The 12,930-nt window shown below is 34.5% G+C and carries 18 protein-coding genes and 1 other annotated feature; of the genes, 14 read left to right on the forward strand and 4 right to left on the reverse strand.

The features are described 5' to 3' along the window. Positions 1-176: 176 nt before the first annotated feature. Positions 177-458 carry a DUF4190 domain-containing protein gene (locus tag BUB12_RS09135; RefSeq protein ID WP_234982632.1) on the reverse strand — a complete coding sequence of 94 codons (282 nt, stop codon included), beginning with the start codon at positions 456-458 and terminating at the stop codon, positions 177-179. Between the two features lie 219 nt (positions 459-677). On the opposite strand from BUB12_RS09135, the gene BUB12_RS09140 reads away from it, so the two are divergent. The 9 genes from BUB12_RS09140 to BUB12_RS09180 all read left to right on the forward strand — a co-directional run bounded on the left by BUB12_RS09140 (position 678) and on the right by BUB12_RS09180 (position 5,033). Then, positions 678-1,133, forward strand: coding sequence for a YrvL family regulatory protein (locus tag BUB12_RS09140; protein ID WP_072890245.1), 456 nt, complete (start codon positions 678-680; stop codon positions 1,131-1,133). Then, positions 1,130-1,591, forward strand: coding sequence for a hypothetical protein (locus BUB12_RS09145; protein ID WP_072890248.1), 462 nt, complete (start codon positions 1,130-1,132; stop codon positions 1,589-1,591). Before BUB12_RS09140 ends, BUB12_RS09145 begins: the two co-directional genes overlap by 4 nt. Continuing rightward, positions 1,575-1,784 (forward strand): hypothetical protein, encoded by a 210-nt coding sequence (locus BUB12_RS09150; protein WP_072890250.1) that lies wholly within the window; start codon positions 1,575-1,577, stop codon positions 1,782-1,784. Before BUB12_RS09145 ends, BUB12_RS09150 begins: the two co-directional genes overlap by 17 nt. 11 nt (positions 1,785-1,795) lie before the next feature. Next, on the forward strand, positions 1,796-2,404 hold the full coding sequence (locus BUB12_RS09155; protein ID WP_072890252.1) for a class I SAM-dependent methyltransferase: 609 nt from the start codon (positions 1,796-1,798) through the stop codon (positions 2,402-2,404). A gap of 50 nt (positions 2,405-2,454) precedes the next feature. Next, entirely contained in the window at positions 2,455-2,622 is a 168-nt protein-coding gene (locus BUB12_RS17655) for a hypothetical protein (protein ID WP_159431561.1), read from the forward strand. Beyond that, the gene (locus tag BUB12_RS09165) at positions 2,603-3,514 is read left to right on the forward strand and encodes an alpha/beta fold hydrolase (protein ID WP_234982634.1); all 912 of its coding nucleotides are present in this window, start codon (positions 2,603-2,605) and stop codon (positions 3,512-3,514) included. The genes BUB12_RS17655 and BUB12_RS09165 overlap by 20 nt, the downstream gene beginning before the upstream one ends. A gap of 10 nt (positions 3,515-3,524) precedes the next feature. Beyond that, on the forward strand, positions 3,525-3,881 hold the full coding sequence (locus BUB12_RS09170) for a hypothetical protein (protein WP_072890256.1): 357 nt from the start codon (positions 3,525-3,527) through the stop codon (positions 3,879-3,881). A 214-nt stretch (positions 3,882-4,095) separates the two neighbouring features. Further along, positions 4,096-4,536, forward strand: coding sequence for an NUDIX domain-containing protein (locus BUB12_RS09175; RefSeq protein WP_072890257.1), 441 nt, complete (start codon positions 4,096-4,098; stop codon positions 4,534-4,536). 2 nt (positions 4,537-4,538) lie between these two features. Then, positions 4,539-5,033 (forward strand): GNAT family N-acetyltransferase, encoded by a 495-nt coding sequence (locus tag BUB12_RS09180; protein WP_072890259.1) that lies wholly within the window; start codon positions 4,539-4,541, stop codon positions 5,031-5,033. A 134-nt stretch (positions 5,034-5,167) separates the two neighbouring features. On the opposite strand, the gene metG is transcribed toward BUB12_RS09180, so the two are convergent. The 3 genes from metG to BUB12_RS09195 form a co-directional block, all read right to left on the reverse strand. After that, the gene (gene metG, locus BUB12_RS09185) at positions 5,168-6,805 is read right to left on the reverse strand and encodes a methionine--tRNA ligase (RefSeq protein WP_072890261.1); all 1,638 of its coding nucleotides are present in this window, start codon (positions 6,803-6,805) and stop codon (positions 5,168-5,170) included. 53 nt (positions 6,806-6,858) lie between these two features. Beyond that, positions 6,859-7,172, reverse strand: a binding site (T-box leader). Positions 7,173-7,272: 100 nt separating this feature from the next. Further along, complete coding sequence (locus BUB12_RS09190; protein ID WP_084063289.1) at positions 7,273-8,007, reverse strand: metallophosphoesterase family protein; 735 nt, start codon at positions 8,005-8,007, stop codon at positions 7,273-7,275. Positions 8,008-8,011: 4 nt separating this feature from the next. Continuing rightward, complete coding sequence (locus BUB12_RS09195; protein ID WP_072890265.1) at positions 8,012-8,212, reverse strand: DUF4177 domain-containing protein; 201 nt, start codon at positions 8,210-8,212, stop codon at positions 8,012-8,014. A 99-nt stretch (positions 8,213-8,311) separates the two neighbouring features. On the opposite strand from BUB12_RS09195, the gene BUB12_RS09200 reads away from it, so the two are divergent. From BUB12_RS09200 to BUB12_RS17660, 5 genes are read left to right on the forward strand one after another with little or no spacing between them, the layout of a single operon-like run. After that, entirely contained in the window at positions 8,312-8,719 is a 408-nt protein-coding gene (locus BUB12_RS09200) for a VOC family protein (RefSeq protein WP_072890267.1), read from the forward strand. Beyond that, positions 8,716-9,705 carry an alpha/beta hydrolase gene (locus BUB12_RS09205; RefSeq protein ID WP_072890269.1) on the forward strand — a complete coding sequence of 330 codons (990 nt, stop codon included), beginning with the start codon at positions 8,716-8,718 and terminating at the stop codon, positions 9,703-9,705. The genes BUB12_RS09200 and BUB12_RS09205 overlap by 4 nt, the downstream gene beginning before the upstream one ends. Next, entirely contained in the window at positions 9,656-10,345 is a 690-nt protein-coding gene (locus BUB12_RS09210; RefSeq protein WP_072890271.1) for an aspartate/glutamate racemase family protein, read from the forward strand. The genes BUB12_RS09205 and BUB12_RS09210 overlap by 50 nt, the downstream gene beginning before the upstream one ends. 9 nt (positions 10,346-10,354) lie before the next feature. Beyond that, the gene (locus tag BUB12_RS09215; RefSeq protein WP_072890272.1) at positions 10,355-10,945 is read left to right on the forward strand and encodes a zinc dependent phospholipase C family protein; all 591 of its coding nucleotides are present in this window, start codon (positions 10,355-10,357) and stop codon (positions 10,943-10,945) included. Positions 10,946-10,997: 52 nt separating this feature from the next. Beyond that, a complete protein-coding gene (locus BUB12_RS17660) occupies positions 10,998-12,818 on the forward strand; it encodes a GNAT family N-acetyltransferase (protein ID WP_159431562.1) in 1,821 nt (606 codons plus the stop codon). Positions 12,819-12,930: the final 112 nt, after the last annotated feature.

Here is a 12,930-nt window from a genome sequence, read left to right on the forward strand (position 1 = left end):
AAGTATAGCCACGTCCAGCTCCAGCGCCCAGCGACTAGTGAGACTTCCTTCACCTCCGTACGATAAGTCAACATCGACTCCCTCTGGTCGTCGTGTTTCCTTTATCTCCTCCGGCTCAGTCCCAGTCCATACGTCGCTAACCGGGCGCTTGCGCTTTTGTACTATGAAAAACAATCTTATCCAGAAGAAACTAATAGCAAAAAGGAAAGTAGACCAATAATAGTAAAAATCTCAAGCACCACTCCAACGATACTGCATATCATGCCAGAGCTTGCCAGGCCTTTTCCACCTTCGTTTGTTGTAGCAATCTCTTTGATGGCTTTTCTAGAAAATACAATTCCGATAATCCCTAGTATTCCACCAATAAATGGGGTTAGGATAGATAGAATTCCTAATGTTAAAGAAACAATTGCATTACTATTCGTTTGCACACTCCGTACTTCAATTTCCTCATTCACAATAATTCACCTCCAAAAAGTCGAATTAAAAACTATTTTATTTATTATTATGTATTGGGTTTGCCATGTTTAAATATTATATTATCATACTCCTTGTGTATCTAGAATAGTATGAAATTCATTCTAAAGATAAATGATTCCTACTGTTTGAAGTTTCACTTTATGATAAAATTGTAAAAAGAATAAGAAGGTTTGTATTAATGTAATTCTTCATGGGATGTGATTTCAATCAGCAAGAAAGATGACAAAGAATTAGGTGTAGGTGGAAAAATAACAGTATTTACTTTATTAACCATTGTTGTATTAGGAGCTCTGGCAGCATTTCTAGCGATCGTTGCTTTTGGCTTCATCGGTTTCTTTCAAATTTTTGAGGCGGAGTATGATTCCTTTGGAAGTCTTTTTTCCTATATAGTGATTGCGTTTATTATTAGTATTTTTCTAGAATTATTTGCTCGCGCCTTATTTAATGTAATGTCTCTATACATATCAAGCAAAGTAAAAACGTTTGTTGTTAGGTTGATTCTTGACGCAGGCTGTACATGGTTTGTCTTATTCCTAGTTGATGAATGGATGACTAGTGTACAAATTCCTGCACTTACAGAGTTAGCGTTAGCACTATTATTATTTTTAATTGAATATTTATTTGATGGAAATGGGAAGGAGAAAACGGAATGACTACGTATCATTCGCGTTCAAGCAACTCCATATTAACAGCCCTTATTGTTGTTGGAGTACTAATTGCACGAGACTATCATTTGGTTTTATTAATCATTCCTACTATCTTACTTCTCATAGGACTATTGCGATTGCAGGTAGAGATAGATGAGGAAATTAAGATTACCATTTGCTTTATCCGTTTACCATTGTTCCAAAAAAGTGTATCTGCTGAAAAGATTAGTAGTATTAAATTTACTCGTGCAATGTGGGCTAAGAAACGATCCGTTGTGAAGTTCAAAAATGGTTTCTTCCTCTTTTTAACTCAATATTATCCAGGTGATTTTTACGAAAAATTAATGGACTTTTCATCTCAGTACCAAATCCCTGTTAAAAAAACTAAAGATTTTGAAACTATTATTAGACTGGAACGTAAGAAAATGAATAAGGAGGAAGGTAGAAATGAAGAACTTTTTTAAAAAATATTTTAATAGTATTGCATTAATTGTTGGTACGATTACTTTTATAGCAAACGTTCCTGCCTTTCTAAATAGAGAAGGTGGAATGGTTGCACTGATATTCGGGGGTATTGGCTTATTGGCATGGTTAGTTCTAACGATTGCCATTCATAAAGAGAACAATGAGAAACCAGATCATCGAACAAGTGGCTAAGGGGAGAAGCTATGGAATCAATTAAAAAACTACATGTTTCATCATATAATCAACAAGCGGAAGCGAGAAATGCATTGACACTGCCAGAATGGAAGAAGAGGGAACGACAGAACTTTTATGAAAAATTAGTTAAAGGGCAATCCTTACTAGAATTAGGGGCAGGACCTGGACATGATAGTTTATTTTTCAAAGATAATGGGATCCAAACAATGAGTATTGACTTATCACCAGAGATGATTCGACTATGCAAGGAAAAAGGATTAGATGCCAAGGTAATGAGTTTTGAAAAACTAGATTTTCCGGACCAATCCTTTGATGCCATATGGGCTTTAAATTGTCTCTTACACGTACCTAAAAATGAAATTAGAAACGTATTATCCGAGATTAAAAGAGTTTTAAAGCCTTCTGGGTTATTCTACATGGGTGTTTATGGTGGGCAAGATTCTGAAGGTATTTGGGAAGAAGATACCTATGAACCAAAACGATTTTTTTCCTTTTATAAAGATGAGCAAATCCAGACAATCTTAAAGGAATTTTTTGAAATCGAGTATTTTCAAGTACTTCCCGTAGAAGCATTTGGTGGTAATTTAAGTTTCCAATCAATTATTCTCAGAAATTAAGTTGTAAGTAAGTTACATGCGTATATCAAGTTGGAATGGGAGAGGTTCTGTTGGGAGAATTTTATTTACTATTAGCTATTGTCTTTGTTGGAGTAATTGTCCTTGGTATGTATGAAACAAAGAAGAAAAATGAAGTGAAGCTAGAAGAGATAAAATTAGAACGAGAAAAGATTGCACTAGAACAGAAAAAAATGGACCATGAAAATGCAAAATTATGAGCTTTTAACAATTAATCACCGGAAAATAGAGGTACTTAGAAAAGGAAATAGTGGTCCACCTATTATTATTTTAGCAGGAATGGGTTGTTCATTTGATGAATGGTATGAAGTCACAGATACAATAAGCACATATAGTAAGGTAATTCTTTTTCATAGACCCGGTTTAGGAAAAAGTGAAATAGGGAATGAACCTCGCACAACAACGGCAGTAGTCGAGGAATTAAAAAAAATGTTGGATCAAATTGTGCTGAATGAATCTGTAATATTAATTGGACATTCCTATGGTGGTCTGTGTGTACAACATTTTGCTAAGGTATATCCCGAGAAGGTTTCTGGAGTAATTCTAGTAGATTCTACTTCTGTTGATTTAAAAAAATTAGATGAATTATATTTACCTGTTTTAGATGAAGAAGGATCAGATGCCCATTGGTTAGAAAAATGCCTTGAATACTCTAAGATGACATCTAATGAATTAAAAAGGGAGATTCAGCCAAGCCTTACAAAACAACAAAGGAGGCTTCCTTTTTATATACAGAATCGTTTATTAGAATTTCAAGTTAATCCATCAATGTATCAAGCAATGTATTCTGAGATAACAAATTGGAAAGACGATGCAGAACTAATAAAGAATTTGGGTGAATTTCCAGACCTACCACTAATTGTGATTAAACGAGATAAAGAATATAACATTCTATTAAGTGTACAAGAAGGTTATCCTGAAGATGAGTTAAGGTTACTTGAAGAAACATGGGGAAAATTAATTCATGCCCAGGCTAATCTGAGTGAAAGAAGTGAATTGATATTAGCTAATAATGCTACCCATGCTATCTATTTAGAGCGGCCGGACATCATTAATCTTGCATTGCAAAAGCTACTAAATCAAAGACAGTGAGGTGAAGAAAGTGGATTTTATTATTGGTATCATTGTTTTAATACCAGTAGTTGGAATTATTTATTTTATCGCTAAATGGTATTTATCCGAATCTTTTAATCCTCATGCGATCGTACGATATGGATTACTTTTTATAATTGGAACTCTAATAGGTGGAACGGTCATGTACGTATATTCTAATTTCGGTCTAGAAAGTACTTTGGATCGATTCGGTTTGCTCGCTGCTGCTGCATTGACGATATGGATCGATATTAAGAAACATCAAAATGAAGGTGAGCTATTCAATAAGGCGTTTACTAAGCTACTGATTTTTAGTGCATGTATATTAGGAATAGCGCCAATCGTTTGGAATACCCTTCCTCTCTAAATGGTAGAATCGATGTGAGGACATATAGTACTTTAATTGATTGAAAACAGGTAGTTTTTACCTGTCCGAGGACATTTGGTATCTTATTTGGATAATATAAATAACACATTATACTAATTCTAGTAGTATAAGAGATTAAATGTCCGAACAGATATGAAACTACGCGTATTTTACTAATTAACGGAAAATATGACCGAATCATAGGTGATTAACGATGATTAGACACGCAGTCGGCGCTATTGTTTATCAGCACGATAAATATCTACTTGTACATAAAATAAAAATCAATACGAAAACAGGTAAAGAAAAAATCCAGGGTGAGTGGGATTTTATTAAGGGTGGCGTAGAGAAAGATGACACAGACCTAACAACAGCCATTCTTCGTGAACTAGAAGAAGAAACTGGTTCAAAAGAATACGAGATTGTAAGACAGTTTAATGAGAAAATTTATTTCAATTTTCCATCGCATATAGCATCAAAAATTGGCTACGAAAAACAAGAAACTACCATGTTTTTGGTTGAATTTCTAGGTGACAGTCTTACTCCTGCTGATGATGAGATTAGTGAATTATTATTTGTAGAAAAAGACGAAGTTCCTACTAAGCTTACCCATTCAGAATCAAGAGAATACTTTGAGCAATACATAGGAGGATAAATATGAATTTTACGATCCGCAAAGCAAATCAAGAGGATAAAAAACAAGTACAGGATGTAGCGACATCAAGCTGGCATTCTACATATGAAGGAATAATTCCCATTGAAGTACAGGATAACTTTTTAAATGCTGCTTACAGTGATGAAAATATGAAATATCGCATAGAGAATTCCTTATTATTAGTTGCTGAAGCAGAAGGGAAAGTCGTTGGATTTGCAAATTTTTCGCCGGTAAATAAGGAAGGACAAGCAGAACTTGGGGCCATATATTTGAAACCAGATGCTCAAGGGAAAGGAATAGGGACTGCTTTATTACAGCATGGAATTAATTCACTAGAAGATGTTAAAGAGATTTATATCAATGTAGAACGAGATAATGAAATAGGAAAAACGTTTTATGAAGCAAAAGGGTTTAACGTAGTGAAAGAGTTTGATGATGAATTTGATGGACACATTTTAAAAACGCTCCGAATGGTGTTGAAAGTGAACAGAAAATAGTTGTTTCAGTTTCAAATCACAGAATGGAAGTACCCAAGTAATAAATGGGTACTTCCATTATTATTGTTCCATTAGGTTTTAATAAGTAGAGTAAAAAATCAACCGTTAGATTTGTAATAGTAATTTCTAATCTATTACAATGTAGATCTTTCTTTTAATTTTTCAATTTCAATCTCAATTTTTGAAACATCAATTCTTTCAAATAAGGGTTTAACATCTGTTAAAGTAAACGTGTTGTTTTCAATAGGCTTCCAATGAAGTTCTGCTATACCTAAGATCTTTTTTACTTCATTGCTTGAGAACGGCAGAAAAGGGCTTAACAACTGAGCTAAATTTTCAATGATGTATAAACACGTAGTCAATGTATCTTTGCAATCGGTTATAGACTCCTTCAATTGAATCCATGGTTGTTGTTTGTCAAAATACTTATTTGCACTTCGTATAAAATCAAAAATTATTTCAAGTGCTTGTTTAAAGCGTGCTTCAGCGATAAGTGTCCCTACCAGTGGATAAAGATTTTCAATTTCAGTTTTTACTTGAGAGTCAATTTTTCCACCTTTAATAAATCCATCAAAGGACTTATTAACAAATTTTAATGTTCTATTCACGAAGTTTCCATAGGCACCTAATAATTCACCATTGTGACTATATACAAACTCCCTCCATGAGAAATCAGAGTCTCTATTCTCAGGTGCATTAATAGTTAAGAAATACCGGATGGAGTCTGGATGATAATGTTGAATCAAATCTGGTACCCATACGGCCCAGTTTTTACTAGTTGAGAGCTTTTTATTTTCCACAGTTAGAAACTCATTAGAAACGATGTGAGTAGGTAGAGCATGTTCTTTTATCCCCATCAAGATGGATGGCCAAATAATGGAGTGAAATGGAATATTATCTTTTCCGTGTATATAGTAAGATTTTGTATCGTTGTTCCAATAAATAGAATCATCTTTTTTATTTTCCTTTGCCCATTTTTTACTAGCAGAATAATAACCAGATACAGCTTCAATCCATACGTAAACTTTTTTATCCTCATATCCATTTACAGGTACAGGAACACCAATTGGTAAATCTCTTGAGACTGCACGGTCATGCAACCCTTCTTTCAAGTACCTCTCAGTTAATTTAATTGCATTTTCACGCCATAAGCCATTAGCTTTTGCTTTATTAACATAATTTTTTACTTCATCTTGAAATGCACTTAACCTAAAGTAGAAGTGTTCTGTTTCTCTTGAAATTGGGTCATCCCCACATATCTTGCATTTCTTGTTATAAAGGTCTAATGGGTCTAAGATTTTCGAACAATGATCACATTGGTCACCTCTAGCATCCTTTCCACAGTTAGGACAAAGTCCTTCGACAAAACGGTCAGGTAAAAATTGTTCGCATGTATTACAATACGCCTGTTCAATATTCTTTTTATAAATATTTCCATTATCCAATAGTTTTAGAAAAATTTCTTGAACAGTCTTATGATGATGCTCTGAGTCTGTGCGAGTATAGTAATCAAATGTGAAGCCAAGTTTCTCAAAGCATTCACTAAATTCTTTATGATATCTATCAGCTATTTCTTTAGGTGACACCCCTTCTTGTTTTGCTCTAATTGTAATTGGTGTTCCATTGCAATCACTTCCAGAAACATAAAGTACATTATCCCCCTTAGATCGATAATACCGAGCTAAAATATCTCCTGTTAATAGACTTGATACATGGCCTAAATGTAATGAACCATTTGCATATGGCCAAGCCCCTCCAATTAGTACATTCAATACAATTCCTCCTTTAAATATAAATAAAAAACCTCGCCCCCAGACAAACGTTGTCTAAGGACGAGGTTATACTCGTGATACCACCTTAATTCACTAATCACTCACATGATTAGTCTCAATAAGTACGGAACAATATATCCCACATGTAACGGGCAGTAATACCCCCACTGAATGAAGTTTCACTGATATGTTCTTATACTCTGACATTTATAACGAGTGCCAAATCTCGTCACAACCTTACTCATTATGGAGTTCAGCTATGCAGCTCAGAGACCATATTCAATCAACTGTTCAATACTTCTTTTCACCAACCGAAGCTCTCTGCAAAGGAATAAAGTTGATTTACTCTTCTCTTCTTTGCTTTTATATTATTTTAATCATTATACATTAAAATATAAATAATTCAATATATTAATTAAAAATAAAAAGTTCATTCTTCGATTATTATATAATCACATTTTCTATACTTAAATACCATAAAACGTTTTTAGGATGAATTCTTTTTCCGGTATGTTTTGTTTTTCAAATTCTCTTAGGAAATCTATTTTATTATATGGTACTTCTCTTATATCTATTGAAAATGCGTTCCTTTCAATGTTAACAATTGCATATGGTGCAATGGCATCGTGTTGGCAACCGAGAGACCCAGGATTAAGATAGGTCTTTTTATCTCCACGAAAATAATGGCGTGGATGATGATGACCAAAACAGATTAAATCAGCGTCATAAGGTTCAAACAGTGAATCCATGTTTTGTAATGAAGGTTCAACGATAGAATGAAAAGGATCTTGATGAATGGGCACATTTATGTTGGAGGCATCAATGTAATAATGTGAATATATAATAGAAATGCCTTGTATGTTTTCCTTTATGATTCTAGGGAGTGTAGATAATTTTTCGATGTACTTTGGATTAAGTTGATTAGCTATCCACTGATGATGCTCTATTACATGCCTATGGCTATCTGGATATGGTTCTCCATTTAATAAAGCAATAACAGCTTCATCATGATTACCTGTGATCATTGAAACATCATCTCTAGAAAACAGGATTTCTAGAACTTCATTTGTATCAGGTCCAATAGCAATCATATCTCCAAGGCAATAAATATAATGAATGTCAGTCTGTAAGTCAATGTCATTCAATACTGCTTGTAATGCATGAGAATTTCCATGAATATCAGTTATAACAGCAAACTTCACAATTCTACCCCTCTATTTTTCTCTTAAAAATTAATTGATTAAATTCAACAGAAACTTCTAATCCACGTCCACCGACTTGTGGGATAACATTTACAAGATCCCATCCATTTCTTCCATATTCATTTAATTTCGCTTCGAATTCTTCTCGGTCTGCACTAGTAATTCCTAATGACCATGTTTCTACTGCAAATTCCCATTTATCCAATATGTCCACTTCCTATCTAATGTAAATTAATTCTATCTTACCACATTTTAAATGTTATAATAATTATAATCATTATGAAAATAGAAAGTGGGAATTAGATTGGGAGCATTAAAACGAATTGGAACTACCTATCTCCCTGTTCAAGATGTAAAAGAATCTGCAAATTGGTATGAGGAAAAACTGGATGTTGTTATTAATTATTTAGATGATGAAAAAGCCATCGTTGACATGGCAAATCAAAGTTTCTTTTTGGTGAAGGCTGAATTAGGGGAAACATCGAACTTTATAGACTATCAGGGAAAAGAACATTTTTCATGTACGTTTGAGGTAGATGGACTTCGTAATTTAGAAGAAATACATAAAAGATTACTAGAAAGAGGGGTTCCTGTTGGGGAAATAGAGAATAGAGGGCACGCAGGAAGAAACTTTGTTTTTAGTGACCTGAATGGGAATAAATTTGATGTATGGAGTGAATTAAGTCCGGATTTCAAAAGGAGATATAAATGAAGGCAGTAAGGGTTGTAAGAGGAGTCGTAAATACTATAGGCTTTCCTTTCTATTTAGCCAATTTAGGAATGAATAGGCGAAGAGAAGTTGAAGCGCCAGGAGAATTAGTAAAGATAAATGGCCGATTGATTCATACAATTATTTCAGGTAATGAGAGTACGAATTGTACAGTTGTATTAGACGCAGGTTTAAGTTGTTGTTCCTTAGATTGGATCCATGTGCAGCCTGAGATATCCAAGCTTGCTAAAGTTATTTCATTTGACCGTGCTGGATACGGTTGGAGTTCACCTTCTAAAGATAATTATACAAGTGAAGACGTTGTAAAAGATATTAAAGGGATTTTAGATAAAACATCAGCCAAGCCACCATATATTTTAGTTGGGCACTCATTTGGAACCTTGAATATGAGATTATTTGCGAGCACTTATCCTGAATTGGTTAACTCGTTAATACTAATTGATGGCGTCCATGAAAACAGATATTTACATGAAAATTGGGATGAAAATAGAAAGAAAGCCTATCAAAAAAATCTTTTACTCTATCAATTCGGATATATAACCTCTGAAATTGGACTGCCAAGGCTACTAAGGCATGGTGTTGGACGGAGCAGGTTGAACGGAGAACATCAAAGCTATGCTGATTATATTAGTTACCAACCGAAAGCATTTGAGGCCCTTTACAAGGAATTTTTAAATAGTGAAACGTCGGCTAGACAAGTAGCTGATGCTAAGCCGTTACCAAATGATTTGCCCGTTACTGTAATTAGTTCAAACAATCCAGACCCCATTTGGCGAGAACATCAACAACTTCTATGTGGACTGTCTAGTAATACTGACTTTATTCAGACGGATCATGGCCACTCCATTCATCTAGAGAACCCAACATTAATTACTGAAATCATCAATAAAAAAGTACATCAGTTTAAGGAGGAAATCTATGAAAACGATCGGCTTAATCGGAGGGATGAGCTGGGAATCAACTGCTGAGTATTATCGGCTAATTAATCAATTGGTAAATAAGAAGCTTGGCAATCTACACTCTGCAAAATGTATTCTGTATAGTGTTGATTTTGAGGGAATTGAACGCTATCAAACTCTAGGTCAGTGGGATAAAGCTGGAGAAGAGTTAGCAGAAGTAGGAGTAAATTTAGAAAATGCTGGTGCTGACTTTATTCTTATTTGCACAAATACGATGCATAAAGTGATAGAGCAAATAGAAGGTAAAGTAAACATCCCGATATTGCATATTGCTGATGCAACAGCTGAGCTTATAAACCAACAAGGGTTACAAAAGATTGGTTTATTAGGAACAAAATATACGATGGAACAAGATTTTTACAAGAGTAGAATCGAAGAAAAAGAAATCGAGGTCATCACTCCAGCAAAAGCGGAACGAGAAATGATCAATGATATTATCTTCCACGAATTATGCCATGGTGAGATTCGTGAAAGTTCAAGAAAAAACTATATTAACGTTATTGAACGCTTAATCGAGCAAGGAGCAGAAGGAATTATATTGGGATGTACTGAAATAGGCTTATTGATCAAACCAGAACATTCACGTGTTCCGTTGTTTGATACAACTGAAATCCATGCTCGAAAAGCTGTTGAAGAAGCGATTCGTTAGGAGGAAAAGATGGGTTCAAGAATCATGCATTTAATTATCGCAAATGAGTTAACGAAACGATTGCCAATAAAAAATAAACTAGCATTTTTAGTAGGTGGGATTGCTCCAGATGCTGTTGCACCGAAAGAACAATCTCATTTCTATGAAGGTGATCATGAAAAGTTTACTAGAAACATTGCGTATGAAACGTTCTACAAGAAATATAATTCGAAAGAAGATTATATGCTAGGATACTTTACTCATCTGGTTGCTGACGATCTTTGGCTACAAGGATTTTACATTCCGTGGTTAAAAAATCGTATGGAAAACAATCCTGATCTACATAAACGATATCATCATGATTTTTATTTATTAAATGGCAAATTACTCGATTATTATGGGGTGCGAGAAGATATCTTAGACAATACCGATGATACTATTCCTGATTTAGAAGAGGTAACAAAAAAGGATGTGTTGGCATTCATACCTTCCCTAAAAGGAGATATGAACTATAGTAAGGAAGTTTTAGAAGAAGAACTTCAAGTGTTTACGTTGCAGCAAATTATTGGATATGTCGAGACGTCAGTTAATAAATCAATCGCATTATTAAAAGAACGATAACAACAGAGACTCAATTTAACGAGCTCATAACTAGCATCAAGGAGTCGATAAAATGAGAATATGGTCTGGAGCAGCTGGTATATGTGTCAGTGAACATGGGAAATTGCTTATGGTGAAACAGGGTACAACGGAAGAAGACAAGCTTTGGGCTGTACCTTCTGGAGGTAAGCAGTCCGATGAAACGTTTGAAGCATGTTGTATACGTGAAGTAAAAGAAGAAACTGGATATGATGTAGAAATTGTACAACCATTATTTATAAAGAAAAATACAACGGATACCTATCATTTCGAGGTTCAATACTTTGAAGTGAAAGTAATTGGTGGAGAGAAAAGGATAGATGACCCTGATCACTTAATTTATGACGTGGACTGGAAAGACTTGAACCAATTGAAAGACGATGAACTGGGGTATCCAGGTGACAGGAAATTAATAAATGATGTCATCAAAAATGATGTACATTCCAAGGAAATTGTTACGGCAAGATGTTATTTATCTAAAGTAGTTCGAGAAGATTATAAGCATGTAAAAGAACTATATAACAACGAAGAAACAATGAAGTACCTTGGTGGTATACGTGAGGAAGAAGAGATTCGTACTACTTTTCATGAACTAATAGAACCGGAAAAAAAGTTGTGGGTTATTCGAACTCTTGATAACGATGAATTTGTTGGATTAATTTCCTTAGACACTCACCATAATGGGACGGATGTGGAAGTGTCCTATCAACTTTTACCTAGATGGTGGAAAAAAGGAATTGGATCCGAAGTAGTTAAGGAAATAGTAATGTATGCTTTCACACATCTCAAGCTACTGAATATTGTAGCAGAAACCCAGGTTGCAAATGAGGCTTCAAGAAAGTTATTGGAAAAACAAGGTTTTGTGGTGAAAGAGAAGCTACAGCGATTTGGAGAAGAACAAGTGATTTATTGTTTAGAAAACCCTTTTATAACAGAAGAATCGAACGAAAATGGAAGGGAAATTTTGAAGGCGTTCGGTTTTGAATTGGATGTTGAGCCGGAGAGTATTTATCCATTTTCACCAGTATACAAGATCAATGATGTCATCATTAAGAGAACTCAAGACAATCCAAAAGCCTTAATTGATTATCTTCTAATGCTTAAGGAACATAATATTCAAGTGGTAACCCCAGTAAAGCTTCCAGTGGAAAATCCACAAAGAATAGATGATGAAACGTATATTGCTTATCCATTTATTAAAGGAGATAAGTATGAAGGAACAAGAAAAGAAATCTATGAAGCTGGAAAACTATTAGGTGAAATCCATGCTTTGTCACCGAAGGAAAACTCCTTTGGCCTGTCCGAGTATGATGTATATGATTTTAATGAAGATGAAGTTGAAGCCAGTGTACATCATATTCATGAGTATGCAAGTAAGGTGAATTTTCCTGTAGATACCCTTTCTCTAAGGGAGAAGTTGTTGTCGGTTGTTTTAGTCCAAGAAGAATTAAAGGATAGTGGATTGCCACATATAGCAACACCACATGATTATAAAGCAAATAATTTAATTTATCGTCCAGACCCTTATTTGATCGATCCTGATAATGCGTCATGGATTCCTAGAATATTTGATTTGGCGCTCGCATTATTACTTTTCCATAATGAAATGGATAGTGCACCGGACCGAGTCTTTACTACAGATGAGTGGGAGGAATTTTTACGAGGGTATAAGGAATCAGTATTCTTAACGGATTTGGAAAGGGATTCTTGGCAGAAAGCAATAGAACATGTCTTTTTAGATGAGGTTATGTGGCTGATGGCTGAATTTGAAGAAGATTGGGAGAGTCCTAGTCAACGCAATTTGTTTAAAAACTTATTAGAAGTTCTTAGGGATAGTTCAGGGTATCGAATATAAGAGACTAAGTAAAACATTTCAAACTAGAGGCAATCATTGTTATGAAAACTTCACCTAATATAAATTGCAATTATTTGAAACCTTTTCCTGTTCTGTTTCGTCTAATTATTAG

The organism is Ornithinibacillus halophilus (genome assembly GCF_900129485.1).
GTDB lineage: Bacteria > Bacillota > Bacilli > Bacillales > Amphibacillaceae > Ornithinibacillus > Ornithinibacillus halophilus.